The sequence below is a fragment of the Salinarimonas rosea DSM 21201 genome (assembly GCF_000429045.1).
Taxonomy (GTDB): domain Bacteria; phylum Pseudomonadota; class Alphaproteobacteria; order Rhizobiales; family Beijerinckiaceae; genus Salinarimonas; species Salinarimonas rosea.
In genome coordinates, this window is the sequence record NZ_AUBC01000006.1 from 208481 (window position 1) to 231239 (window position 22759).

A 22759-nucleotide genomic window follows, 5' to 3' on the forward strand; every position below is an offset into this window, starting at 1 on the left:
GTGCCGGGACATCGCGCCCGCGCAACCGTCGTCCGGTCGCGCCGAAGAGGAGTCGTGCGGTCGCGCCCGAAGGGGAGATGAACCCGCATGCGGCGGGCACCGACAGACCGGCAGGCGCATCCGGCGCCTTCGGGAGACGAGGCCATGACGGACCGCACCAACGACCGCACCAGGGACCGCTCGGAAACGGTGATCGGCGCCTGCGCCAGCGTGATCGGCGCCGCGTCCTACGCGGTCCTGTTCACGCCGCCCTGGCTCGAGCGGCTGGTGAGTGCGCTCGTCGGCTGAGGCGTGATGTGTCAGCCGTGCGCCGCCGCGAGGCGCGCACGATCGAAGCCCTGCTCGACACAGAGCGCGAGGATCATGTCGGCCAGGTACGGCCGGGCGGGAAGGGCGGCGCGCAGGTCCGAGGCGCTCGCGACGGCCAGGACCTGCGCCGGGACCTCCTCCGCGGCGATGGCGAAGGCGTCGCACAGCCTGAGGCACGCCGCGAGCCGCGTTGTCGCCCTGCGGCCGGTGCGATGGTCGTGCGCGGCGATGGCCTCGCGGCCCTCGGGCGGCAGGTCGTCGCGCAGCCATTCGGCCGCGAGCACGCCGTGGCGCGTGCGGTCGGAAGCGGTCTCGCGATCATCGAGATCGTGCAGCAGGCCCACCAGGGTCCAGAGGCGCGCGTCCTCGCCGAGGTCGCGCGCGAGGGCGCCCATCAGGCGCGCCACGGTCTCGCTGTGGAGGACGCGGGAGCCGCCGCCGAGGTGCGCCTCCAGCAGCGCACGGGCGCGGTCTTCGGCGATCACACGGGGCTCTCGCCGTCGCCGCTCTTGTCCTCGTGGCGCATGATCAGCGGCGTCTGCGCGAGCGCGAAGGCCAGCGTGATCGGCATGATGCCGAAGACCTTGAAGCTCACCCAGAAATCGGTCGTCTGCGTGCGCCAGACCACCTCGTTGATGGCGGCGAGAACGAAGAAGAACAGGCCCCAGCGGAAGGTGAGTTTGCGCCAGCCCTCGTCCGTGAGCTTGAACACCGAATCGAGCACGATGGTGAGGAGCGACTTGCCGAACCAGAGCCCGCCGAGCAGCACGGCGCCGAAGAGCGAGTTCACGATCGTCGGCTTGAGCTTGATGAACAGCTCGTCGGCCAGGATCAGCGTCAGCCCGCCGAAGACCACGACGACGACGCCCGAGACCAGCGGCATCATCGGCAGGCGCTTGACCAGGACGTAGTGGATCGCCAGCGCGACCACCGTCGCCACCACGAAGATCGCGGTGGCGGTCAGGATGTCCCAGCGCTGGTTGGCGAAGAAGAACAGCCCCAGCGGCCCGAGCTCGAGAGCGAGCTTGGCGAGCGGGTTCAGGTGCGCCGGATGGGCGGGATCCTCGGTCTTCAGCATGGCGGGAACCTACGCGCCGGGCGCGGGCAGGGCAAGCGGAGCCTGCGGTCGCGGCCTGTGTCACGCCGGCAGCGACCCGTTCGCCGCCAGCACGCTTCCCGCCAGGTACAGCGAGCCGCAGATCAGCACCCGCGGCGGCGCGTCCCAGACCGTGTCGTTGAGGACGGCGAGCGCGGCCTCGACGCTCGGCGCCGTCGAGGTGACGAGGCCGACGGAGGCGGCGATCGCGGCGACTTCCTCGGGGGGGCGGGCGGCCATCTGCGAGGGAATCGGCACGCAGACCACCTCCCGGGCGAGGCCCGAGAAGTTCTTGAGGAAGCCGGCCGCGTCCTTGGTGCCGAGCATGCCGACGATCAGCACCAACGGTGCGTCGGTCCGCTCGGCCCGGTCCGCCATCGCGGCGGCGACGGCGCGGCCGCCGTCGGGATTGTGGCCGCCGTCGACCCAGACCTCGGAGCCCTCCGGCGCCAGCGCCGGCAGCACGCCGCGGGTCAGGCGCTGGAGCCGGCCGGGCCAGTCGACCGCGACCATCCCGCGCTCGAAGGCCTCCGTCGGCAGGCGCGAGAAGCCGGCCGCGCGCAGGCCTGCGATGGCGGCGCCGGCGTTGACGAGCTGATGCGCGCCCGGCAGCCGCGGCATCGGCAGGTCGAGGAGCCCGTCGTCGTCCTCGTAGACCAGCCGCCCGCCTTCCTCGTGGGTCGAGAAGTCCTGCCCGCCGATGCGGATGCGCGAGGCCCGGGCGCGCTCGGCGGCGGCGGCGAGGGTCCGCTCGGCCGCCTCGTGGTCCTGGCGCGCGATCACCGCCGGGCAGCCGCGCTTGAAGATGCCGGCCTTCTCGCCGGCGACCTTCTCGATCGTGTCGCCGAGATATTCCGCATGGTCGAGGCCGATCGAGGTGACGATCGCCGCCGCCGGCTCCGCGATCACGTTCGTCGCGTCGAGGCGCCCGCCGAGCCCGACCTCGAGCAGCAGCACGTCCGCCGGCTCCTCCGCGAAGAGCGAGAGGGCCGCGGCCGTGGTGATCTCGAAGACGGTGATCGGCTCGCCCTCGTTCGCCTCCTCGCAGGCGCGCAGCGTCTCGACGAGCCGGTCCTCCGGCACGAACACGCCGCCGCCCGGTCGGCCGAGGCGGATGCGCTCGTGGAAGCGCACGAGGTGCGGCGAGGTGTAGACGTGCACGACGAGCCCGGCCGCCTCCAGGATCGCGCGCATGAAGGCGATGGTCGAGCCCTTGCCGTTCGTGCCCGCGACGTGGATCGTCGGCGGCAGGCGCTCTTCCGGGTGGCCGAGCCGCGCGAGCAGGCGCTCGATGCGCGACAGGGAGAAGTCGATCGACTTCGGGTGCAGCGCGAGGAAGCGCGCGAGGATGGCGTCCGACGACTCCATGGGCGGCGGCCTGTGTCAGCGTGGGGGCGTGGCGCGGGTCAGCCGCGCGCGGTCTCGGTCGCGGCGGGCTCCGCGCGGCTCTCGGCGGGGCTCTCCCCGCTGCCCTCGGCATCCGCCGCCTCGTGCGCCTCGCCCGCATCGTCCCGCGGGCGCTCGATGGCGAGCGGGGCGTCGCCCGCACGCTTCTCGAGCGAGACAGCCCGTGGCGCGGAGCCCGGTGCCGCCTCGAGGGCGGGCGCCTTGGTGAAGAGGCGCAGGAGCGTGACGAGCGTGCCCTTCAGCTCGCGCCGATCGACGACCATGTCGACCATGCCGTGCTCCTTGAGGTACTCGGCGCGCTGGAAGCCCTCGGGCAGCTTCTCGCGGATCGTCTGCTCGATCACCCGCGCGCCCGCGAAGCCGATGACGGCGCCGGGCTCGGCGATGTGGATGTCGCCGAGCATGGCATAGGAGGCCGAGACGCCGCCGGTCGTCGGGTGCGTGAGCACCACCACGTAGGGCAGGCGCGCCTCCTTGAGGCGGCGCAGGGCGACCGTGGTGCGCGGCATCTGCATCAGCGAGAGGATGCCCTCCTGCATGCGCGCGCCGCCCGAGGCGACGAAGAGCACGAAGGGCGTCCTGCGGGCATACGCGGTCTCGGCGGCGGTGACGATCGCCTCGCCCGCGGCCATGCCCAGCGAGCCGCCCATGAAGGCGAAGTCCTGCACCGCGACGGTGGTGTCGATCCCGCCCACGGCGCCGACCGCGACGCGCACGGCGTCCGCCATGCCGGTCTTGGCGCGGTTCTCCTTGAGGCGATCGACGTAGCGCTTCTCGTCGCGGAACTTGAGCGGATCGGTGGCGACCTCCGGCAGGGCGATCTCCTCGTAGCCGCCGTCGAAGACGCTCGCGAGCCGCTCCCGCGCGCCCATGCGCAGATGATAGTTCGAGCCGGGGATGACCCAGAGGTTGGCCTCGACGTCCTTGTGGAAGACCATCTGCCCGGTGTCAGGGCACTTGATCCAGAGGTTGTCGGGCGTCTCGCGCTTGAACAGCGTCTTGATGCGCGGACGAACGACATCGGAGATCCAGTTCATGGGCTGCATTCCTCGCGCGCAATCGAGCGCGGTGGGGTGGGGCGCGGCTGGCGCCTCTCATAATCCAAACGGCGAGGGGATGCCAATCCGGCGACGCCGGGCAGGCGAATGCCGCTTCCGCGCCGGCGCTCGCCCGAGACGGCTCGCTGGACGATCTCGCCGCCCGCCTCGCGTCGGAACCCGCCGCCTTAACGCGCCTTAACCAAGAAAACGCAAGCGGATCAAGAGCTAGGCAATATCTGCAGCCCCAATCCGAGACGCATTTTCTGCGCCGCGCAAACGCGATCTTTACCGTGTCGGCCGCATCCTCCGATCCGTTCAGTCGAGTACACGGTGCATGGCCATGGGTACCTCGCGTACCGGGGCCGCCGGCGCCGCCGCCCGGAAACTGGTTTCGCGTACCGGGCGAGCCGCGTCGGCGCCTCGGATGGGGATCACGCATCCCTCGAAGAGCTTCGCAATCCCGGGACGCATCGCGCCCGTGGACATGCGGGACACGATCCGGGATGCGATCCGGGACACCATCCACGTCGGCGACTGCATCGCCGCCCTGGAACGGCTGCCGGCGGAGAGCGTCGACCTCGTCTTCGCCGACCCGCCCTACAACCTCCAGCTCGAGAACGCGCTCACGCGCCCGGACCAGAGCCGGGTCGACGCCGTCGACGACGACTGGGACAAGTTCGCGAGCTTCGAGGCCTACGACGCCTTCACCCGCGCCTGGCTCGGAGCCGTGCGACGGGTGATGAAGAAGAGCGCGACGCTGTGGGTCATCGGCTCGTACCACAACGTCTTCCGCGTCGGCTCGGCCCTGCAGGACGCGGGCTTCTGGGTCCTCAACGACATCGTCTGGCGCAAGGCCAACCCGATGCCGAACTTCCGCGGCAAGCGCTTCACCAACGCCCACGAGACCCTGATCTGGGCCGCCAAGGGGCCGGACGCGAAGGGCTACACGTTCCACTACGATGCGCTCAAGGGCGGCAACGACGACGTCCAGATGCGCTCGGACTGGTTCATCCCGCTCTGCACCGGCGGCGAGCGCCTGAAGGACGCCGACGGCGACAAGCTCCACCCGACGCAGAAGCCCGAGGCGCTGCTCGCGCGCGTGCTCCTGTCGTCGTCCAATCCCGGCGACGTCGTGCTCGACCCGTTCTTCGGCACGGGCACGACCGGCGCCGTGGCGAAGAAGCTCGGCCGGCACTTCGTCGGCATCGAGCGCGATCCGGGCTATGCGGCCGCGGCGCGCGCGCGGATCGACGCCGTCGAGCCGCTCTCGCCCGAGGCGATCGCGGCCGCGCCGGACAAGCGCGCCGAGCCGCGCGTGCCCTTCCTCTCCATCGTGGAGAGCGGATTCGTGCGGCCCGGCGAGCGGCTGATCTGCGGGCGCCGCCGCCACGAGGCCGTGGTCCGGCCCGACGGCACGCTCGCGCTGGGCGGCATCGTCGGCTCGATCCACAAGATCGGCGCGCTCGCCCAGGGGCTCCCGGCCTGCAACGGCTGGACCTTCTGGCACGCCGAGCGGGACCGCTCGCTCGTCGTCATCGACGAGTACCGCGCACGGGTGCGCGCCACGATGGGCGCCGCGTGACGCCGCGCCCGGACGCGCGGCGTCAGTCGCCGACCTTGCGGGCGATGTAGTAGCCGTAGCCGAAATAGCCGCGGTAGCGCTCGTAGAGGGCGATCTCGTCTTCCTCCGCCGCGACGATCGCCCGCGCGGCCGGCGCCCCGCCGTGCCGGGCGAGGAAGCCGGGGAAGCGTCGGCGCAGCGGCTCGTAGTAGTTCTCGAGCCAGCAGCGCTCCGGCAGCGAGAAATAGCCGACCGGCGAGAAGCCGAGGCGCTCCAGCACCGCCATCTTCGCCGAGGCGGTGTCGACCTCGGGATACTGCGCGTGCCAGTGCGCCTCGAGCTCGCTCGGCCGGCGATCCGTCAGCCAGGTCAGCTCGGAGACGGCGAGGATGCCGCCGGGCTTCAGGAAGCCCCGCCAGGCCGCAGCGCCCGCCTCGAAGCCCATGTTGTAGATCGCACCCTCCGACCAGATCGCGTCGAGCTCGCCCGGCGCGAAGGGCAGCGCCTCCATCGAGGCTGCGCGCGTCGTGATCCGGTCGGACAGGCCGGCGGCGCGCGCGGCCGCCGCGAGCGTCTCGAGGAAGACGGGGTGGAGGTCGACGGCGGTGATTCGCGCGTCGAGCGCGTCCGCGAGCACGAGCGTGGCGGCGCCGGTGCCGCAGCCGACGTCGGCGATGCGCAGCCCCGCGCGGCCGGCGAGGCCCGACAGCGCCACGGAAAGCCGGGTCTCCTCCGCACCGCCGGGACCCTGCCTCGCGCCGTCGGCGTGGAGGTCGACGAGGAGTGCGAGGTCGTCCATCGGAAGGGCTCCGTCACGATCGTGGGGATCTCGCGGCCCACGGGGCTCCGTCACAGCCCCCGCTCCCGCGCGATCCGATCCCATGCCGCGTTGACCGCGGCGAGGCGGCGGGTCGCGATGGCGATGGCTTCGGGGGGCAGGCCACGGGCGACGGCGCGGTCGGGGTGGATCTCGGCGACGAGCTGGCGCCACTGCGCCTTGAGCGCGGCGTCGTCCATCTCGCGGGTCGCGCCCAGCACGGCGTAGGGGTCGTCCTTCAGGGCGAGATGGCGGGCTGCGACGCGCTCGAACCGGGCGGCGTCGAAGCCGAAGATGCGGGCGACCTCACCCAGGAAGGCGAACTCGCGCTCGTGGACGGCGCCGTCGGCGGCGGCGATCAGGAAGAGACCGTCGAGCACGTCCTCGAGCAGCGCCGGCTCGTCGGCGAGGAGCTCGCGCATCTGGCGCGCATAGGAATCGTAGCCGTCCGGCGTGCGGCTCGCGAGGTCGAACAGCGCCTCCACGCGGGCGCGATCCGCCTCGTCGACCTCGACGATGCGGCGGAAGGCGTCGCGCTCCGAGCGCATCACCACCCCGTCGGCCTTGGCCATCTTCGCGGCGAGCGCCACGAGGCCCGTGGTGAAGACGACGTCCTTCGGCGTCGGGCCGAACAGCGCACCCTCGCGGAACAACGCGCCCTCGCGATCGACGAGCACGTGGCCGATCACGGCCCCGATCAGCGCGCCGAGCGGCCCGCCGATCAGGAAGCCGACCCCGAACCCGCCGAGCTTTCCCCACACGCTCATCGCCACCGGCCTTCCCGAATCGCCCGTGACGCTACCGCAAAAGAGGAAGGCCCGGGAGGGTTCCCGGGCCTTCGCGTGCAACTGCGTAGGACGGCCGTCCTCAGGAAGGATAGCAGTAGCCGTCGCTCGCGAGATAGTAGCCGCGCGGGCAGCCGGTGGCCGCGGGCGCCGTGCCGGCGCCGATGATCGCGCCCGCTCCGGCACCGAGCGCGCCGCCGATGAGGGCGCCCTCGCCGCCATCGACCGCGGCGCCGATGGCCGCACCGGACGCGCCGCCGATCAGGGCGCCGCCGACCGCGCGCTCGCCCGGGGTCGTGCAGGCGGCGACGGAGAAGGCCAGGGTACCGGCTGCGAGAAGCGTTGCGAAGCGTTTCATGAGTGGGTCTCCTCCCTCGGGGCCCGGGACGCCCGGGCGCGCGAAATCGAACCCAGAACGCAGAGGAAGCGAGTCCGTTCCAGCGACCCTGGCGGATCGTGCGCGCGCGTGGCCTGCGGGTCGCGACGACGCTTGACGCGGGAGGGGCGCCGCGCCCACATGAGAACCGCGTCAGTCGGCCGGGCGGCCGCTCCGCGCGTCGCGCGGGGAGGAAAGTCCGGGCTCCATGGAGACACGGTGCCGGATAACGTCCGGCGGGGGCGACCCCAGGGAAAGTGCCACAGAAAGCAGACCGCCGCGGCGGGCCTCGGCCCTCACCGCGGTCAGGGTGAAAGGGTGCGGTAAGAGCGCACCGCGGGCCCGGCAACGGCGCCCGGCACGGCAAACCCCACCGGGAGCAAGACCGAATAGGGACGACACGGGGCGCACCCGCGCCCCAGGGCCGTCTCCGGCCTCGTCGTCCGGGTTGGTTGCACGAGGTGGCCGGCAACGGCCATCCCAGATGAATGGCCGCCCATCGCGGGGTGACCCGCGTGGACAGAACCCGGCTTACAGGCCGGCTGACGCAATGATCCTCGAAGCCTCGCCGTCGCGGTCGTCGTGTCGCACGTCGGCTGTGCCGCGCCGCGCGTAGACCGCGGCGAAGGAGGGCGCTCGGATGAACGCGGCCGAGATCTTCACCCTGGGCAAGGCGGGGCTGTGGCTCCTGCTGCCCATCGCCTTCGGCGTCTGGCAGCTCGTCTCGGTGCGCCGGGAGATCCGGCGCGACCGCGAGGCGGCGCGGCGCGGGGGCGGGGGCGGGGGCGGGGGAGGCGGCACGCCGCCTACCAGCTGATCTCGAACAGGCAGGCGGCGTCGCCGCGGCCCTCGCACGCCGTCTGGCGGCAGTGGGCACGTGGATGGACGAGGGCCCGGTACAGCGCCTCGAACGTGCCGGCGTAGAAGGCGCATCCCGGCAGGGCGAGCCGCGTGCCCGCCACGAGCGGGCAGCCGCCGATCCGCACCCGCGCGGGCGCGGTGGCGAGCACCGCGAAGGCGCCGGAGCCGGCGAAGGTCCAGGCGTGGCGCGCGACCGCCTTCAGGAGCAGCCGGCTCGCGAGCGGCGGCGGAAGGAGACGCAGGACGAGGCGTGCCGGCGCCGGGATGCGGTGCGCGAGCAGGTAGCGCCCCGTGCGCAGCCCCGCCTCGAAGCCGAGCTCGGCCGCCAGCGTCTCGCCGACGGCGGCGCGCAGCACGGCGTGGAGCGCGGCGACCTCGCGCTCGTCGACCATCGCGTCGGGCGGTGCGAAGACGTAGCGCTCGAGCCCGGCCTGCACGAGGATGCGCCCGGCCTCGCGGCGACCGAGCGCCTCGAGCAGCACCTCGCGCATCTGGATGATGGCGTTGGGCCCGATCCGCGCCGGCGCCGGCGCGCGCGACACGTCGGCGGCGGGAAGTGCGGCGAGGGGGGCGGCCATGGCTCAGGCGTCCTCGGCCATCTGCTGCTTGCCGCCGCCGCAGGCCATCACCGGACCCTCGCCGCCCGCCGCCTCCGGAAGAGTGCCGGGCTGCGTCTCGCGGACGTCGGCGCGCGCCGCCTTCGCCACCGCCGCGCGCTCGCGCAGCGCCGCGCTCTGCTTGGCCTGGCGATGCGCCTTGGCGCGGTCCGCCGCCGCCTGCCACTCGTCCGCCTGCGCCGGAGCGATCTTGCGGGTCTCGTCGAAGTGGAAGTCGACCTTGCCCTTCGACTGCGGCCCCCAGTAGTTGACCTTGCCGAGGTCGTAGAAGGTCCGCGCGAAGCCGGCCTTGAGGAAGGCCTTGAGGCAGCCGAGCAGGTAGCGGCGCCGAAAGCCCTTGCCCTTCCAGGGATAGTCGAACAGCGCCTTCTTGATGTAGAAGCGCCGGTAGTTGTTCATCACCCGGTCGAGCAGCTCGCCGCGCTCCATGGCGTCGGGCTTGATGATCGGCGTGACGAAGTTGTACTTGTCGAAATCGTAGATCTCGACCTTGTCGCCGAGGTCCTGGAACAGCGGCGTATAGGGCCACGGCGTGTACATCGACCAGTTGGCGAGGTCCGGGTCCCAGTCCCGCGCCATCTGGTAGGTCTCCTCCAGCGTCTCGGCGGTCTCGTTCTCCAGCCCGACGATGAACTGCGCCTCCACGAAGATGTCGGCGTCGCGCAGTGCGCGGATCGCGCGCTTGTTGTCCTCGATCGTCGTCTCCTTGTTGAAGCGGTCGAGCTTCATCTGCGCGGCCGCCTCGGTGCCGAGCGAGACGTGGACGAGGCCGGCCTCGCGATAGAACTTCAGGTCGTCGACGTCGCGCAGGATGTCGGTGACGCGGGTATTGATGCCCCACTTGATCTTGTCCGGCAGCCCGCGGTCGATCAGCTCCTGGCAGAAGGCCATGAACTTCTTCTTGTTGATCGTCGGCTCCTCGTCGGCGAGGATGAAGAAGCCCACGTCGTGGTCGCGCACCAGGCCCTCGATCTCGTCGACGACGGCCTTCGGGTCGCGCACCCGGTAGTCGCGCCAGAACTTCCACTGGCTGCAGAAGGTGCAGGTGAAGGGGCAGCCGCGCGCCATGTTGGGGATCGCCACGCGCACGCCGAGCGGGATGTAGATGTACTTCTCCCACTCGAGCAGTGACCAGTCCGGCGAGATCGCGTCGAGGTTCTTGACAGTGGGGGCCGCCGGGCTCGCGACGATCGTGTCCCCCTCGCGGAAAGCCAGCCCGCGGATGGAGTTGCGGTCCTGCGGCCAGCGGCCGTTCAGCACCGCCGTGCACAGGTCGACGATGATCTCCTCGCCTTCGCCGCGCACCACCACGTCGATCCAGGGTGCCTCGGAGAGGACCTGCTTGTACATGAACGTCGCGTGCACGCCCCCGATGACGGTGACGATCTCCGGGTCCACCTGCTTGGCGATCTCCAGCACCCGCTCGGCCTTGTAGATCGAGGGCGTGATCGCCGTGGTCCCGACCATGTCGGGCTTCGCCTTCTCGATCTCGGCGCGGATCTGCTCGTCCGTGAGGTGGTTCGTCATCGCGTCGACGAAGACGACGTCGGTGAAGCCCGCGTTCTTCAGCGATCCCGCCAGGTAGGCCACCCAGGCGGGCGGCCAGTTCCCGGCGATCTCGGCGCCCCCGGAATGGTAGTTGGGGTGGATCAGCATGATGCGCATGGGGGAGCCTCCCGACGGTCTTGTCAGGAAAAGCTGACACATCAAAGCGTCAGGCAACGTGATCTAGATCAAGGCTCCGCAATCGCACCGACGGGGCACGCGGCGCGCCCGCAGCATCACGGCGTCTCGAGCCCCGCCGTCTCCAGCTCCGCCGTCTCCAGCTCCGCCATGTCGCGCCGCAGCCGGTTCTCGCGGGCAAAGGCGTCCTCCACCGCCTCGCGCGCGCTGATGCCGAGCGTCTCGTCGGCCTTCTCGCGCAGGCTCGCCGTCATCTGCGCCTCGCGGAAGGGGCGGAAGTCCGCGAGTCCCGTCGGGCGGCCGTCGCGGCCGCGGAAGACCAGGGGACCCTCGTTGGTGACGATGATGTCGCCCTGCCTGAGCGTCATGTCGAGCCGGATGTCGAGCCGCTCGGCGACGCGCCGGTTCGGGCCCTGGCACGAGCAGGTGTCGTCCGTCGAGGTGCGGTAGGCGCCCGCCATCGGCACGTCGGCATAGCGCATGCCGTCCGCCGCCCGCGCGCTCGCGATGTCGTCCTCGCCGGGGGCGAGCACGAAGAGCTTCGTCGGCGCCCCGGGGCAGCCGGCGTTGCAGGCGAGGTCGTGCAGCGGCAGGTCCCGCTGGGACGCGAGATCGCCGACGGGGAAGGAATAGCCGTCGCACATGCGCACGCACACGGTCCGGCCGGCGTCGCCCGCGGTGACCCGCGCCGGGCGGTGAGACGCCGGTGCGGCGTCGGCCTGCGCCGGCCGCGGCTCCTGCGCCGAGGGCAGGACGCGATGGCGGCGCGCGAAGAGGTCGCGCGGGGGAGGGGGCGCGTTCACGCGCTGCGGCGCCGGCTGCCTCGCGTCGGCGCGGAAGAAGTCGAGCGCGCCGGTCGCCTCGACGGCGCTCGGCGCGAGCGCCGGCGCGAGGCCGGCGGCGAGAAGCGCCACGCCGAGCAGGCGGGCGGCGAATCGCACGGAGCCGTTCACGCGCGGCGTATCGCCGGCGCGTCGGCCAGACTCGGGTTTGGTCACGGCTGGTACCCCGGTGGGTCGATGTAGAATTGACCCTGGCAAGTCCGCAGGAGGATCGGAGTTCCGCGGCAGACGTCCGCGCCAGGACTGCGGGACGCCGCCGCGAATCATCGCGTCGGCGCGCCGATGTCCTTCGTGCCGGGGAGGGCACCGCCGCAGAAGCTTACCCGGTCACGCCGCCGCGCCGCTCATCCCGCCATCCGCTCGAGCGTCCGCTCGAAGATCGCCCGCACGCGCTTGCGTGTCTCCCCGAGCTCCGCGGAGAGGCGGGCGGGGTCGGGCACGCCGGCTTCCGCCGCCAGCCGGCGCAGGATCGCCGGCGGGGCGCTCTTGGGGTCGAAGCGGCCCTCGACGGTGAGGCGCTGCCAGTGGAAGACCCGGGTCAGCAGCGCCTGCGCGGCGACGAGGACGTCCGCCTCGTCCCCGGTCAGGAAGCCCGCCTCGCCGGCATCCGCCAGGGCGAGGCCCGGCGACAGGCCGACGAGGCCGGGGCGCTCGTGCGCGTGCGCCAGCACGAAGGCCTGAGCGAGGAAGTCGAGGTCGGTCAGCCCGCCGGCGGCGAGCTTCATGTCCCAGGCGTCACCCTCGCCCTTCTCGCGCGCGATCAGCCGGCGCATGGCGAGCACCTCGCGGGCGACGCTCGCCGGGTCGCGCGGCAGGCCCACCACCTCGGCGATGGCGCGGGTCGCGTCCGCGGCGAGGCCGCCGTCGCCCGCCACCACGCGAGCGCGGGTCAGCGCCATGTGCTCCCACAGCTCCGCGTCCTGGCGCTGGTATGCGAGAAAGCCGCGGAACTGCGTCGCCACCGGCCCGGAGCGGCCGGACGGGCGCAGCCGCAGGTCGACCTCGTAGAGCGCTCCGCGCCGGGTCGGCGCGGTCAGCGCCGAGACGAGCCGCTGGGTCAGGCGGGTGTAGTAGACGGTGGCGTCGACCGCCTTGCGGCCGTCGCTCTCGCGGTTCTCGTGGTCGTAGTCGTAGAGCACGACGAGATCGAGGTCGGACGTCGCGGTCATCTCCCGCGTGCCGAGCCGCCCGAGCCCGAGGATGGCGATGCGCCCGCCGGGCACGCGGCCGTAATCGGCGACGAACTCCCGCTCCACCGCCTCGTAGGAGGTCTGCACCACCGCCTGCGCGATGGCCGCGTAGGCCTGCCCCGCGCGCTCGGGCGCGAACACGCCCGACAGCATGCGCGCGCCGGTGACGAAGGTCGCCTGGCGGGTGACGTCGCGGGTGCGGTCGAGGAAGTCCTCGTAGGAGGCGGGCCGGCCGAGCGCGTCGCGCATCTGGACGAGCATCTCGCCCTCGTCGACGATCGGATCGCCGAAGGCGGGATCGATGATCGCGTCGAGCACGTGGGGGCTGCGCGCCACCGTGTCGGCGAGGCGCGGCGCGGTGCCGAGCAGGTCCGCGAAGAGCGTCAGCAGGCGATCGTGGTTGAGCAGGATCGTCATCAGCTCGACGGCGGCCTTCATGCGGCCGAACACGGCGTCGAGCCGCTCGAGCGCGCCGTCGGGATCCGCCGTGCCGCCGAGCGCCGCGAGCAGCGCCGGCGTCAGCTCGGTGAGCACCTCGCGGGCGCGGGCGCTGGTGATGGCGGCGCGTCGCCCGAAATGCCAGCCGCGCACCGTCTCCGCCGCCTTCTCCGGGTCGCGGAAGCCCATCTTGCGCAGGGTGCCGAGCGTCTCCGGATCGACCTCGGCGCCGGTGAAGACGAGGCTTCCGGCCTCGGAGGCGAGCTCGGGCCCCTCCTCGAACAGCAGCGCGTAGTGCTTCTGCACCGTGCGCGCGACGTCCGTGAGCGCCGTGCCGAAGGCCTTGGCGCTCTTGTAGCCGCAGAAGCGGGCGAAGCCCTTCAGCGTCGCGTCGTCGGCCGGCAGGCGCTGGGTCTGCTCGTCGGCGACCATCTGCAGGCGATGCTCGATGCCGCGCAGGAAGCGGTAGGCGGCGGCGAGCTCGTCGCGGGCCTGCGGCGTGATCCAGCCCTCGGCCTCGAGCTCGGCGAGCATCTCCAGCGTCCGCCGCCCGCGCAGCGAGGGCCGGCGCCCGCCGAAGACGAGCTGCTGTGTCTGGACGAAGAACTCGATCTCGCGGATGCCGCCGCGCCCGAGCTTGATGTCGTGCCCCGCCACCGCGATCTCCGCGTGCCCGCGCACGGCGTGGATCTGGCGCTTCATGGCGTGCACGTCCGCGATCGCCGCGAAGTCGAAGTACTTGCGCCAGATGAAGGGCGAGAGCTCCTCCAGGAAGCGCGCGCCGAGCGCGACGTCGCCGGCGACCGGCCGCGCCTTGATCAGCGCCGCGCGCTCCCAGTTCTGGCCGACGCTCTCGTAGTAGGAATAGGCCGACGGCAGCGCCACCGCGACCGGCGTCGAGCCGGGGTCCGGGCGCAGGCGGTAGTCGACCCGGTGGACGTAGCCCTCGCCGGTGCGCTCCTGCAGCATCTTGGCGAGGTTCTGGGCGAAGCGCGCGTAGAAGGGCGGCGCCTCCATCGGGTCCTTCATCGCCGGGCAGGCGGGATCGAAGAAGACGACGAGGTCGATGTCGCTCGAGTAGTTCAGCTCGCCCCCGCCGTGCTTGCCCAGCGCGAGGATCACGGCGCCCGTGCCGCGGCCGGGATCGTCGGGCTCGGGCAGGGTCAGCTTGCCGGCGGCCGCCGCCTCGACGAGGAGCGTGTCCGCGGCGCCCGCGACGGAGGCGTCGGCGAAGTCCGAGAGCGCGGCCACGACGCGGTCGACGTCCCAGACGCCGCCGATGTCGGCCAGCGCCACGAGGAGCGCGTGCTCGGCGCGCGCCCGCCGGAGCGCCTTCGCGACGTCCTCCCGCCGCGCCTCGCCGGCGGCGACGGCGCGGAAGCGGCCGCGCTGCTCGGCGACGATGCGCGCGTGGCTCTCCTCGGGCGATGCGAGGGCGAGCCGGGCGAGGCGCTCCGGCCGCGAGGCGAGGCGCGTGAGGAACGGGGAGTGCTCGAAGATCAGGCCGACGAGATTGCGCAGCGGCCCGCTCTCGAGATGCGGGACGAGCGGCGCCGTCGCCGCGTCGGCGCGCGCGGCCTCGACGAGCTCGGCGAGGCGCGTCTTCGCGATCTTCGCCGAGCAGGTCGGGCAGGCGTCGGAAAGGCGGGCGACGAGGGCGGTGGTGTCGGTCATGGCGGTCGTGTGCGTCCTCCGGGGCGCCGACAATAGCGTGTCGCGCCCGCGTGTCATGCACGTCTCGGGCGCGCGGCGGTGGATTGACGTCTCCCCGCGTGGCGTGCTCTCTGCCCGCAGGCGACCGGCATCTGGCATGAAACGATCGACAGCGCTCTCCCTGCCGAACCTCCTCACCTACGGGCGGTGCCTCGCCGTGCCGGCGGTGGTGGGGCTCCTGTTCTGGCCGAACGAGAGCTGGGCGCGCTGGTGGGCGCTCGGCATCTTCGTCGCCGCCGCGATCACCGATTACTTCGACGGCTATCTCGCCCGCGCCTGGAACCAGCAATCCGCGCTCGGGCGCATGCTCGACCCGATCGCCGACAAGCTCCTCGTCGCGGCGGTGCTCATGATGCTCGTCGCCCACGAGACGATCGCGGGCTGGAACATCTGGGCGGCGATCGTCATCCTCCTGCGCGAGATCCTGGTCTCGGGGCTGCGCGAGTTCCTGGCCGAGCTCAAGGTCTCCGTGCCGGTCTCCAAGGTGGCGAAGTACAAGACGACCGTCCAGCTCGTGGCGCTCGGCTTCCTCGTCGCGGGTCCCGCGGGGGACGCGGTGTTCCCGTGGACGACGCTGACCGGCCTCGTCCTGCTCTGGGCCGCGGCGCTGCTCACGCTCTGGACGGGCTGGGACTACATGCGCGCGGGAATGCGCTATCTGGTTGAGGACTGAGACGAAGATCGAGAGCTCGGGAGCGGGTCGATGGCGGTGAAGATCCTCTATTTCGCCTGGGTGCGCGAGCGCGTCGGCAAGACCGAGGAGGTCGTCGAGCCGCCCGCGGAGGTGACGACGATCGCCGACCTCGTCGCCTGGCTCAAGGGCCGCGGCGAGGAATACGCCTACGCCTTCGAGAACGAGACCGTGATCCGCGCCGCCATGGACCAGCTCCACGTCCACCGCGACGCCGTCATCACCGGGGCGGGCGAGATCGCCTTCTTCCCGCCGATGACCGGAGGCTGAGGCCATGGACGAGCGCATCGCCGAGACCATCGCCGAGACGGTGCCCGCGATCGTGCCGATCGTGCGCATCCAGGCCGAGCCCTTCGACGCCGCGGCCGAGGCCTCGGCGCTGGTGCGCGGGCGCACCGACGTCGGCGCGGTCGTGACCTTCACCGGCCTGTGCCGCGACGAGGGCGGGCGCCTCGCCGCGCTCGAGCTCGAGCACTATCCCGGCATGGCCCAGGCCGAGATCGCCCGCGTCGCCGGCGAGGCGGCGCGACGTTTCCCGCTGCAGGGCCTCGTCGCCATCCACCGCTACGGCGTCATCCGCCCCGGCGAGGAAATCGTCCTCGTCGTCGCCGTCTCCCCCCACCGCCGCGCCGCCTTCGAAGCCGCCGACTTCATGATGGACTGGCTGAAGACCAAGGCCCCCTTCTGGAAGCGCGAGCACCCGCTGGGCGAGGCGGAGACCGGCGGCTGGGTGTCGTCGAAGGCGGAGGACGAGCGGGCGGCGGATCGGTGGGTGCGGTGAAGACCGACGCGCATCGATCCGGGACGTCCCTGCACATCCGCCCCGCCGACCCGGACGCCGATGCCGACGCGCTCTGGCGCGTCCTCGAGCCGATGATCCGCGCCGGCGAGACCTACACGCTCGACCGCGACATGAGCCGCGCGGACGCGCTCGCCTACTGGCTGGCGCCGGGGCACGCGACCTTCGTCGCCGAGGGTGAGGCGGGCGAGGTCCTGGGGACCTACTACCTGCGCGCCAACCAGCGCGGGGGCGGGGCGCACGTCGCCAATTGCGGCTACGTCACCGCGCCGGAGGCGGCCGGCCGGGGCGTGGCGCGGGCGATGGCGGCGCACTCGCTCGAGGAGGCCCGCCGCCGCGGGTTTCGCGCGATGCAGTTCAACTTCGTCGTCTCGACGAACGGGCGCGCCGTGCGGCTGTGGGAGAGCCTCGGCTTCGAGACCGTCGGCCGCCTGCCGGGCGCCTTCGCGCATCCGACGCTCGGGGACGTGGATGCGCTGGTCATGTATCGCCGGCTGTGACGGCGCGACCCCGCTTCCTCCCCGGAGGGGAGGAGTCCGCGCCTCGGCGCGGGCGGTGGGGCCGGTCGACCGTGCGAGCGGGCCGTATCGCCGCCCGCCCCACCCTCCGGCCTTCGGCCGTCGTCCTCCCCTGCGGGGAGGAGCCGGTCGAGCGTGGCATCGATCTCGACATCGATCTCGACATCGATCTCGGCGACATCCGCAGACCGACCCGGAGCGGCAGGATCACCCCTCCAGCATCCGCGCCACCGCGGCTTCCAGCCGATCCAGGTCCTCCTCCCGCGACAGGCGGTGGTCGCCGTCCTTGATCAGCGTCATCGTCACCGAATCGGAGGCCATCGCCTCCATCGTCTCGACGGCGTGGCGCCAGGGGACGTCGGGGTCCTTCATGCCCTGGAGGATGTGCACGGGGCAGCCGGTCACGATCGGGCCGTCCATCAGGAGATGCCGGCGCCCGTCCTCGATCAGCGCCCGGGTGATCGGCGTCGGCTCGCCGTACTCGGAGGGGGCGTGGAAGACGCCCTCGCGCAGGATCGTGTCGCGCACCCCTTGCGGGAAGTGCGCCCACATCAGGCGCTCGGTGAAGTCCGCCGCCGGCGCGATCAGCACCATGCCGGCGGGCGCCTTCGGCGTCCCGGCGAGCGCGCGGGCGACGAGGAGCGCGATCCAGCCGCCCATGGAGGAGCCCACCAGCACCGGCGGGCGCTCCGTGAATCGGTCGATCACGGCCAGCGCGTCCTCGAGCCAGGCGGAGATCGTGCCGTCCTCGAAGCGCCCGCCCGATTCGCCGTGGCCCGTGTAGTCGAAGCGCACGCAGGCGCGGCCGGTGCGCGCGCAGAACGCGTCCAGCCGCTCGGCCTTGCCGCCGCGCATGTCCGAGCGGAAGCCGCCGAGCCAGACGACCGGCGGGTCCTGCGGGCGGATCGTCGCCGCGCGCGCCTCCACCGCGATGCGCCGGGCGGCCGAGCCGGTGCCGATCTCGATCATTTCCGCCATGATTTTACCAAACCTCAACGCTGTTCGATGCGTTACTGCGTCTGACCGCGCGCAGGCCGCAGCCGCGCCGCGCCATCCTCGAGGCCCGCCCCATGTCCCCGCGTTCGCCACGGCCGTGCCAGCCTCCGACCCGTGCCTTAGCACGCGGGGCGCACGGCGCGCGAGGCGCCGCATGAGCGCGGCTCGCGACCACGCCCTCGACCCGGCCGCCCATCAGCTCGCCGGGCGCACGATCCTTCAGATCATTCCCGAGCTCGAGGCCGGCGGCGCGGAGCGCACGGCGGTCGACGTCGCGGCCGGCCTCGCGGCGGTCGGCGCGCGCGCCCTCGTCGCGACCGAGGGCGGGCGGCTCGTCGGCGAGCTCCAGGCCAAGGGCGGCATCTGGGTGCCGTTCCCGGCGGCGACCAAGAACCCGCTCTCGATGCTGCGCAACGTGCGCCGGCTCGCGCGCCTGTCCCTCGACGAGGGCGTCTCGCTCATCCACGCCCGCTCGCGGGCGCCGGCGTGGTCGGCGCTCGGCGCGGCGCGGGCGCTGTCGCTCCCCTTCGTGACGACCTATCACGGCTCCTACCAGAGCCGCACCGGCCTCAAGCACCGCTACAACCGCATCATGGCGCGCGGCGACATCGTCATCGCCAACTCGCACTACACCGCGGGGCTGATCGCGGGCCTCTACCTGGAGGCCGAGCCGCGGCTGCGGGTGATCCACCGCGGCACCGACCTCTCCGCCTACGCCCCCTCCGCCGTCGCGCCCGAGCGAATCGAGGCGCTGCGGGCGGAATGGGGGGTCGCGCCGCACCAGCGGGTCGTCCTCCTCGCGGCCCGTCTGACCGGCTGGAAGGGACAGGCGGTGCTGATCGAGGCGGCGGCGCGGCTGAAGAGCTGGGGGCTGTCGGACGTCGTGTTCGTGCTCGCCGGCGATCCGCAGGGACGCGAGGGCTACGTGCGCGAGCTCGACGGGCTCGTCGCCGCCCGCGGCGTCGCGGACCTGGTGCGGCGGGTGGGCCATTGCACGGACATGCCGGCCGCCTTCCTCGGCGCCTCCGTGGTGACGGTGCCCTCGACGGAGCCCGAGGCCTTCGGCCGCTCCGCAGTGGAGGCGCAGGCGATGGGCACGCCGGTCGTGGTCTCCGATCTCGGGGCAGTGCCCGAGACCGTCCTCGCCCCGCCGCAGGTCGAGCCGGCCCAGCGCACCGGCTGGCGCGTGGCAGCCGGGGACGCGGAGGCGCTCGCGGACGCGATCGCCGAGGCGCTCACGCTGGGCGCCAGCGCGCGCGAGGCGATGGCGCTGCGCGCGCGGCTCCATGTCGAGCGGCACTTCTCGCTCGACCGCATGGTGGCGGACACGCTCGACGTCTACGCGACGCTGCTGGCGCGCCGCAGCGGCTGAGGGCGCGTCACGGCCGCCGCAGGCCGGCGGTGTCCACCGGCACGCTGTCGGACAGGCTGACGAGGCTGTCGTGCAGGAGCTGGATCTGGTAGGCCGGGTTGTGCACCCAGCCGCCGGGGTCCTTCTTGACTGTCTGGTAGTTGTAGGCCGCCGCCAGCAGCCGCGGCGTCCAGCTGGCGTAGCGGTTGGGCGGGATCGCCTCCTCCGGCGCGATCGTGCCGTCGCCGTCGGCATCGGCGAAGAAATAGGGGAAGCTGTTCGCGTAGACGATCGGCGCGCCGGCCACGTCCGCGGCGTAGGTGCGGATCGCCTCGTAGAGCATGGCGTGGAGACCCTGGATCTCCGAGAGGATGCCCCCCGAGCGATCGCCGTTCCCGTCGAAGTCCGCGTGACGCATGCGGATCGCCCGGATGTCGTCCACCCCCTGGTGGCAGGCGAAGCAGGATTGGGTCTCTACCTGCGTGGTGTGCGGCTGGTGGCAGGCGACGCAGGTGGCGGCGCTCGGCACGTGCTCGAAGGTCTGCGCGTAGGAGAAGCCGGGATACTGGAAGCCGCCGCGCACGTCCGAGCCGTGCATGGTCGCCGCCGCGACGCCGTAGTGGATGTTGAGGAAGCGCAGATCGGCGGAAACCGTGTCCGCGTCGAGCCCCGCGGTGGCGGCGGCGACAGCGTCCCCGGACTGGCGGCCCTGGTGGCAGACCGTGCAGGTGGCGGACGCCTCGAGCGCGTCGACCACGACGCCGGAGGGGAAGGTCACGGCGTCGAGCGCGTGCGCGGCCTGGGTGTGGCACGAGGCGCAGCCGATCGGCGCGTTGATCGCGGCCGGGGCGTCGACCGCGCCGGGCGCGCTGCCGTCGGCGCCCAGGAAGTCCACGAAGCCGGGCTGGGAGTGGCAGGCGGCGCAGGCCACCGGCACCTCGCCCTCGGCGTTCCAGTAGGTGAAGGACTGCGAATGGTAGTCCCCGTGCGGGGAGGCGAGCCAGCGCTCGACGATGGTCGCGAGCGCGTCGAGCTCGCCCGCCCCCGCGTTCTCCTGTGCCTGCGCCTGCCACGGGGCGAGCAGCAGCGCCAGGACGGCGAGCACGACGAGCGATCCGTTCCCCGAGCCGACCGGCCGCATGGCACCCCTCCCTCGTCGCCGCCGAAAAGACCGAGCCGAAAACACCGCACCGATCCTGCGACAGGGTGCGACGGCGCCTTGACCTTGGCAAGCCAGCAAGGTGGACTGTCCCCGATCTTCCACCAGCCGAGAGCGCGATGAACACGCAAGACGCCGCCACGAGCATGGCCGACAGGACCGCCGAGGGAGCGCCCGCCGGCGGATCGGCCCACGCGTGGCGCCTGCCCGGCCCCGCGCTGGCCGCGCTCTACCTCGCCTTCTGCGGCACCGCGCCGGCGCTCGCGCTCGCGACGCTCGGCGATTCGGCCCCGCTCGCGGGCTGGGAGAAGGTCGCGGGTGCGCTCGGCCTCGTGGCGCTCGCGGCGATGACGGTCCAGCTCGTCACCTCGGGGCGGTTCGACACGGTGTCGGGGCGCCTCGGCATCGACCGGATCATGGCCTTCCACAAGCTGATCGCCTGGTGGATCCTCATCGCGCTCCTCGCGCACCCGTTGCTCTACGTGCTGCCGACCTGGCTCGCCGACCCCGCGCTGGGGCGCGAGCGGCTCGTTGCCTACCTGACGGCACCGCATTATCGCAGCGGTGTCGTGGCGCTCGCCGCCCTCGCGCTCCTCGTCGTCGGCGGGGCGCTGCGCGAGCGGCTGCCCTGGCGCTACGAGACCTGGCGCGGCAGCCATCTCGTGCTCGCCCTCGTCGCCGTCGGCGGCGGGCTGCACCACGCGATCACCGCAGGACGCTTCAGCGTCGCGGGGCCGGTCAACCTGTTCTGGTGGGCGGTGGCGCTCGGCGCGATCGCCGTCGTCGCCGTGCTCTACGGCTGGCGCTGGGCGAAGCTCCACCGGCACCCCTGGCGGCTCGCGTCGGTGACGCGACGCGCCGACCGGATGTGGGAGCTCGACATCCAGCCGGGCCCCGGCAACCCGCCCTGGACCTACCGCGCCGGCCAGTTCGTCTGGATGACGGAGGGCGCCCGCCGCTTCCCCCTCCTCGACCATCCGTTCTCGATCGCCGACAGCCCCCTGCGCCCGGGGTTGAGCCTCCTCGTCAAGGAGGCGGGCGACTTCACGAGCCGGGTCGGCGCGCTCGCGCCCGGCACGCCGATCGGCATCGACGGGCCCTACGGCGTCTTCATGCTCGACGCGCACCCGTGCGACGCGGTGGTGCTGATCGCCGGCGGCGCCGGCATCGGGCCGATCATGGGGCTCCTGCGCGACCTCGCGGCCCGGCGCGACCCGCGCCCGATCCGCGTCGCCTATGCCGCCGGGCGGCCGGAGAACTTCGCCTGCCTCGACGAGATCCGCGCCGCGGCGTCCGTGCTCGACCTCGAGATCGTGCTCGTCAGCGAGGCCGGCGGCGCGGGCTGGGGCGGGCACATCGGCCGGCTCGACCGGGAGCGGCTCGAGGAACTCCTGCGGGGCCTCGACCCGCAGCGCACCGTCGCCTTCATGTGCGGGCCCGGGCCGATGGTGACGGGCGTGTCCGACACGCTGCTCGACATCGGCATGCCGATGCGCAACGTCGTCTACGAGCGCTTCGACTACGGCTCGGGGGCGGCCTCGCGCCAGGACCGGCGGCACGCGCTCGTCATCGCCGCGGTGGGCGCTGGGCTCGTGGCGCTCGCGGGGCTGTTCGCGCTCGTGGCGTGAGGCGCGCGCCCGCTCGACTTCCCCGCCCGGCCTCTCCATCCCACTCGGCGCGAAAGCCGCTCGAGAGGCCGTCATGACCGCCACCGCCGCCCACACGGACCCGCGACGCTCGTTCCAGGGCCTGATCCTGACGCTGCAGCGCTTCTGGGCCGAGCGGGGCTGCGTGGTGGTCCAGCCTTACGACTTCTAGGCGGGGAACACTATTGAAATATAGGTGCTATTCATCTATAAAGCGTTTTGCGATGTTCTGTAGTTCGATCTCTAAAAGTTCCTGATAACGTTGTTCAAGCGCTCCGATTGCCTCCTGCAATTTGTCCTCGAATTCGCCGTCGGCGAAAATAGTGTGTAATTGTTCAGGCGTTGTTTGTTTCCAAAAATCAGGGTGCACATCCTCATGTACCAGGAGTCTGAAGGGCTTTTCGAGAATCAGGGCCATGCCCTTCTCTTCCGGTAGCCACACGGATGGTACTTGTCTCTGAAGGTCGACAGGTTTGTTGCTGTCGCGGCATGGCGTCATAATGCCAAGAAACAGCGTTGACGTCCTAATGCTGGCCTTTACCGACTTTAGGACGGTTCTGTTCCTCTGATTGTCGAATCCGGTCTTTACTTCAAATCCACGATTCTTACAAAGGGCCTCAGCGCGCTTGAAGTAATTGAAACCACTCTGAGAAAATGAGATAAAGACGCTTGGCATACCAATGATCTCGGGTTCTTTGCGTCGCACCATCGCATCGTATAGTACCCGCCTCTTCAAATCGCAACGTTGCTTCTCCTTCAAGTCACCAACCCGCTTAGCCTTATAGGCAGCATCAATCAGGTCTTGCGCCTTTTCTCGCATCCTTCTATTCAATGAATGCCGCTTGCGTTCTCCTTCCATCTCTG

Annotated in this window: 23 protein-coding genes, 1 other RNA gene and 1 pseudogene; 11 read left to right on the forward strand and 14 right to left on the reverse strand. The window is 72.0% G+C overall.

Features of this window, described 5'->3' with window-relative positions; genetic code table 11:
• Nucleotides 1-144 precede the first annotated feature (144 nt).
• A complete protein-coding gene (locus G407_RS31570) occupies nucleotides 145-288 on the forward strand; it encodes a hypothetical protein (RefSeq protein ID WP_156917483.1) in 144 nt (47 codons plus the stop codon).
• A gap of 11 nt (nucleotides 289-299) precedes the next feature.
• On the opposite strand, the gene G407_RS30245 is transcribed toward G407_RS31570, so the two are convergent.
• Genes G407_RS30245 through accD form a run of 4 tightly spaced genes read right to left on the reverse strand, consistent with a single transcriptional unit; the run spans nucleotide 300 to nucleotide 3849 of the window.
• A complete protein-coding gene (locus G407_RS30245) occupies nucleotides 300-794 on the reverse strand; it encodes an HDIG domain-containing metalloprotein (RefSeq protein ID WP_052341014.1) in 495 nt (164 codons plus the stop codon).
• Nucleotides 791-1387 (reverse strand): septation protein A, encoded by a 597-nt coding sequence (locus G407_RS0106195; RefSeq protein ID WP_029030113.1) that lies wholly within the window; start codon nucleotides 1385-1387, stop codon nucleotides 791-793. Before G407_RS0106195 ends, G407_RS30245 begins: the two co-directional genes overlap by 4 nt.
• Nucleotides 1388-1447: 60 nt before the next feature.
• Nucleotides 1448-2773, reverse strand: a complete 1326-nt coding sequence (locus G407_RS0106200) for a bifunctional folylpolyglutamate synthase/dihydrofolate synthase (RefSeq protein ID WP_029030114.1) — start codon at nucleotides 2771-2773, stop codon at nucleotides 1448-1450.
• Nucleotides 2774-2811: 38 nt separating this feature from the next.
• The gene (accD, locus tag G407_RS26090) at nucleotides 2812-3849 is read right to left on the reverse strand and encodes an acetyl-CoA carboxylase, carboxyltransferase subunit beta (protein WP_084327345.1); all 1038 of its coding nucleotides are present in this window, start codon (nucleotides 3847-3849) and stop codon (nucleotides 2812-2814) included.
• Nucleotides 3850-4192: 343 nt separating this feature from the next.
• On the opposite strand from accD, the gene G407_RS0106210 reads away from it, so the two are divergent.
• Complete coding sequence (locus tag G407_RS0106210; RefSeq protein ID WP_029030115.1) at nucleotides 4193-5434, forward strand: site-specific DNA-methyltransferase; 1242 nt, start codon at nucleotides 4193-4195, stop codon at nucleotides 5432-5434.
• A 22-nt stretch (nucleotides 5435-5456) separates the two neighbouring features.
• On the opposite strand, the gene G407_RS0106215 is transcribed toward G407_RS0106210, so the two are convergent.
• From G407_RS0106215 to G407_RS0106225, 3 genes are all read right to left on the reverse strand, one after another.
• The gene (locus G407_RS0106215; RefSeq protein WP_029030116.1) at nucleotides 5457-6212 is read right to left on the reverse strand and encodes a class I SAM-dependent methyltransferase; all 756 of its coding nucleotides are present in this window, start codon (nucleotides 6210-6212) and stop codon (nucleotides 5457-5459) included.
• A gap of 50 nt (nucleotides 6213-6262) precedes the next feature.
• Nucleotides 6263-7003 carry a TerB family tellurite resistance protein gene (locus G407_RS0106220; RefSeq protein WP_029030117.1) on the reverse strand — a complete coding sequence of 247 codons (741 nt, stop codon included), beginning with the start codon at nucleotides 7001-7003 and terminating at the stop codon, nucleotides 6263-6265.
• Between the two features lie 94 nt (nucleotides 7004-7097).
• Nucleotides 7098-7373: a YMGG-like glycine zipper-containing protein gene (locus G407_RS0106225; protein WP_029030118.1), complete on the reverse strand. Its 276-nt coding sequence runs from the start codon at nucleotides 7371-7373 to the stop codon at nucleotides 7098-7100.
• 171 nt (nucleotides 7374-7544) lie between these two features.
• On the opposite strand from G407_RS0106225, the gene rnpB reads away from it, so the two are divergent.
• Both rnpB and G407_RS31575 read left to right on the forward strand, forming a co-directional pair.
• Nucleotides 7545-7941, forward strand: an RNA gene (gene rnpB / locus G407_RS30260) — RNase P RNA component class A.
• 90 nt (nucleotides 7942-8031) lie between these two features.
• On the forward strand, nucleotides 8032-8208 hold the full coding sequence (locus G407_RS31575) for a hypothetical protein (protein WP_156917484.1): 177 nt from the start codon (nucleotides 8032-8034) through the stop codon (nucleotides 8206-8208).
• Here the strand turns inward: G407_RS31575 and bchJ are convergent.
• The 4 genes from bchJ to G407_RS0106250 form a co-directional block, all read right to left on the reverse strand.
• On the reverse strand, nucleotides 8198-8830 hold the full coding sequence (bchJ, locus tag G407_RS0106235) for a bacteriochlorophyll 4-vinyl reductase (RefSeq protein WP_052341015.1): 633 nt from the start codon (nucleotides 8828-8830) through the stop codon (nucleotides 8198-8200). The two genes, G407_RS31575 and bchJ, sit on opposite strands and share 11 nt — an antisense overlap.
• Nucleotides 8831-8833: 3 nt before the next feature.
• Complete coding sequence (gene bchE, locus G407_RS0106240) at nucleotides 8834-10534, reverse strand: magnesium-protoporphyrin IX monomethyl ester anaerobic oxidative cyclase (protein WP_029030120.1); 1701 nt, start codon at nucleotides 10532-10534, stop codon at nucleotides 8834-8836.
• A 116-nt stretch (nucleotides 10535-10650) separates the two neighbouring features.
• Nucleotides 10651-11505 (reverse strand): DUF2865 domain-containing protein, encoded by an 855-nt coding sequence (locus tag G407_RS30250; protein ID WP_052341016.1) that lies wholly within the window; start codon nucleotides 11503-11505, stop codon nucleotides 10651-10653.
• Between the two features lie 233 nt (nucleotides 11506-11738).
• Nucleotides 11739-14696 carry a bifunctional [glutamine synthetase] adenylyltransferase/[glutamine synthetase]-adenylyl-L-tyrosine phosphorylase gene (locus G407_RS0106250; RefSeq protein WP_029030121.1) on the reverse strand — a complete coding sequence of 986 codons (2958 nt, stop codon included), beginning with the start codon at nucleotides 14694-14696 and terminating at the stop codon, nucleotides 11739-11741.
• A gap of 136 nt (nucleotides 14697-14832) precedes the next feature.
• Between G407_RS0106250 and pgsA the strand changes: the two genes are divergently transcribed.
• From pgsA to G407_RS0106270, 4 genes are read left to right on the forward strand one after another with little or no spacing between them, the layout of a single operon-like run.
• Nucleotides 14833-15408, forward strand: a complete 576-nt coding sequence (pgsA, locus tag G407_RS0106255; RefSeq protein WP_029030122.1) for a CDP-diacylglycerol--glycerol-3-phosphate 3-phosphatidyltransferase — start codon at nucleotides 14833-14835, stop codon at nucleotides 15406-15408.
• Nucleotides 15409-15444: 36 nt separating this feature from the next.
• Nucleotides 15445-15696, forward strand: coding sequence for a molybdopterin converting factor subunit 1 (moaD, locus tag G407_RS0106260; protein ID WP_029030123.1), 252 nt, complete (start codon nucleotides 15445-15447; stop codon nucleotides 15694-15696).
• Between the two features lie 4 nt (nucleotides 15697-15700).
• The gene (locus G407_RS0106265) at nucleotides 15701-16207 is read left to right on the forward strand and encodes a molybdenum cofactor biosynthesis protein MoaE (RefSeq protein ID WP_052341017.1); all 507 of its coding nucleotides are present in this window, start codon (nucleotides 15701-15703) and stop codon (nucleotides 16205-16207) included.
• 29 nt (nucleotides 16208-16236) lie between these two features.
• A complete protein-coding gene (locus tag G407_RS0106270; protein WP_029030125.1) occupies nucleotides 16237-16725 on the forward strand; it encodes a GNAT family N-acetyltransferase in 489 nt (162 codons plus the stop codon).
• A gap of 225 nt (nucleotides 16726-16950) precedes the next feature.
• Here G407_RS0106270 and G407_RS0106275 read toward each other — a convergent pair whose 3' ends face one another.
• Nucleotides 16951-17721: an alpha/beta hydrolase gene (locus G407_RS0106275; RefSeq protein ID WP_029030126.1), complete on the reverse strand. Its 771-nt coding sequence runs from the start codon at nucleotides 17719-17721 to the stop codon at nucleotides 16951-16953.
• A gap of 172 nt (nucleotides 17722-17893) precedes the next feature.
• Here G407_RS0106275 and G407_RS0106280 point away from each other — a divergent pair, with 172 nt between their 5' ends.
• Nucleotides 17894-19111 (forward strand): glycosyltransferase family 4 protein, encoded by a 1218-nt coding sequence (locus tag G407_RS0106280; protein WP_029030127.1) that lies wholly within the window; start codon nucleotides 17894-17896, stop codon nucleotides 19109-19111.
• A gap of 7 nt (nucleotides 19112-19118) precedes the next feature.
• Here G407_RS0106280 and G407_RS0106285 read toward each other — a convergent pair whose 3' ends face one another.
• Complete coding sequence (locus G407_RS0106285; protein ID WP_084327347.1) at nucleotides 19119-20231, reverse strand: polyheme membrane-associated cytochrome C; 1113 nt, start codon at nucleotides 20229-20231, stop codon at nucleotides 19119-19121.
• Nucleotides 20232-20368: 137 nt separating this feature from the next.
• Here G407_RS0106285 and G407_RS0106290 point away from each other — a divergent pair, with 137 nt between their 5' ends.
• Complete coding sequence (locus G407_RS0106290) at nucleotides 20369-21877, forward strand: ferredoxin reductase family protein (RefSeq protein ID WP_245259026.1); 1509 nt, start codon at nucleotides 20369-20371, stop codon at nucleotides 21875-21877.
• A gap of 73 nt (nucleotides 21878-21950) precedes the next feature.
• Nucleotides 21951-22061 (forward strand): annotated as a pseudogene (locus G407_RS31580) (glycine--tRNA ligase subunit alpha); the annotation flags it as partial.
• A gap of 33 nt (nucleotides 22062-22094) precedes the next feature.
• On the opposite strand, the gene G407_RS31585 reads toward G407_RS31580, so the two are convergent.
• A complete protein-coding gene (locus tag G407_RS31585; protein WP_156917485.1) occupies nucleotides 22095-22754 on the reverse strand; it encodes a hypothetical protein in 660 nt (219 codons plus the stop codon).
• Nucleotides 22755-22759: the final 5 nt, after the last annotated feature.

What these genes read in the sequence shown, in the direction of transcription:
- G407_RS31570 (WP_156917483.1), top strand. Translation starts at nt 145, where the DNA reads ATGACGGACCGCACCAACGACCGCACCAGGGACCGCTCGGAAACGGTG.
- G407_RS0106195 (WP_029030113.1), bottom strand. Translation starts at nt 1,387, where the DNA reads ATGCTGAAGACCGAGGATCCCGCCCATCCGGCGCACCTGAACCCGCTC.
- G407_RS0106200 (WP_029030114.1), bottom strand. Translation starts at nt 2,773, where the DNA reads ATGGAGTCGTCGGACGCCATCCTCGCGCGCTTCCTCGCGCTGCACCCG.
- accD (WP_084327345.1), bottom strand. Translation starts at nt 3,849, where the DNA reads ATGAACTGGATCTCCGATGTCGTTCGTCCGCGCATCAAGACGCTGTTC.
- G407_RS0106210 (WP_029030115.1), top strand. Translation starts at nt 4,193, where the DNA reads ATGGGTACCTCGCGTACCGGGGCCGCCGGCGCCGCCGCCCGGAAACTG.
- G407_RS0106215 (WP_029030116.1), bottom strand. Translation starts at nt 6,212, where the DNA reads ATGGACGACCTCGCACTCCTCGTCGACCTCCACGCCGACGGCGCGAGG.
- G407_RS0106225 (WP_029030118.1), bottom strand. Translation starts at nt 7,373, where the DNA reads ATGAAACGCTTCGCAACGCTTCTCGCAGCCGGTACCCTGGCCTTCTCC.
- G407_RS31575 (WP_156917484.1), top strand. Translation starts at nt 8,032, where the DNA reads ATGAACGCGGCCGAGATCTTCACCCTGGGCAAGGCGGGGCTGTGGCTC.
- bchJ (WP_052341015.1), bottom strand. Translation starts at nt 8,830, where the DNA reads ATGGCCGCCCCCCTCGCCGCACTTCCCGCCGCCGACGTGTCGCGCGCG.
- bchE (WP_029030120.1), bottom strand. Translation starts at nt 10,534, where the DNA reads ATGCGCATCATGCTGATCCACCCCAACTACCATTCCGGGGGCGCCGAG.
- G407_RS0106250 (WP_029030121.1), bottom strand. Translation starts at nt 14,696, where the DNA reads ATGACCGACACCACCGCCCTCGTCGCCCGCCTTTCCGACGCCTGCCCG.
- pgsA (WP_029030122.1), top strand. Translation starts at nt 14,833, where the DNA reads ATGAAACGATCGACAGCGCTCTCCCTGCCGAACCTCCTCACCTACGGG.
- G407_RS0106265 (WP_052341017.1), top strand. Translation starts at nt 15,701, where the DNA reads ATGGACGAGCGCATCGCCGAGACCATCGCCGAGACGGTGCCCGCGATC.
- G407_RS0106275 (WP_029030126.1), bottom strand. Translation starts at nt 17,721, where the DNA reads ATGGCGGAAATGATCGAGATCGGCACCGGCTCGGCCGCCCGGCGCATC.
- G407_RS0106280 (WP_029030127.1), top strand. Translation starts at nt 17,894, where the DNA reads ATGAGCGCGGCTCGCGACCACGCCCTCGACCCGGCCGCCCATCAGCTC.
- G407_RS0106285 (WP_084327347.1), bottom strand. Translation starts at nt 20,231, where the DNA reads ATGCGGCCGGTCGGCTCGGGGAACGGATCGCTCGTCGTGCTCGCCGTC.
- G407_RS0106290 (WP_245259026.1), top strand. Translation starts at nt 20,369, where the DNA reads ATGAACACGCAAGACGCCGCCACGAGCATGGCCGACAGGACCGCCGAG.
- G407_RS31585 (WP_156917485.1), bottom strand. Translation starts at nt 22,754, where the DNA reads ATGGAAGGAGAACGCAAGCGGCATTCATTGAATAGAAGGATGCGAGAA.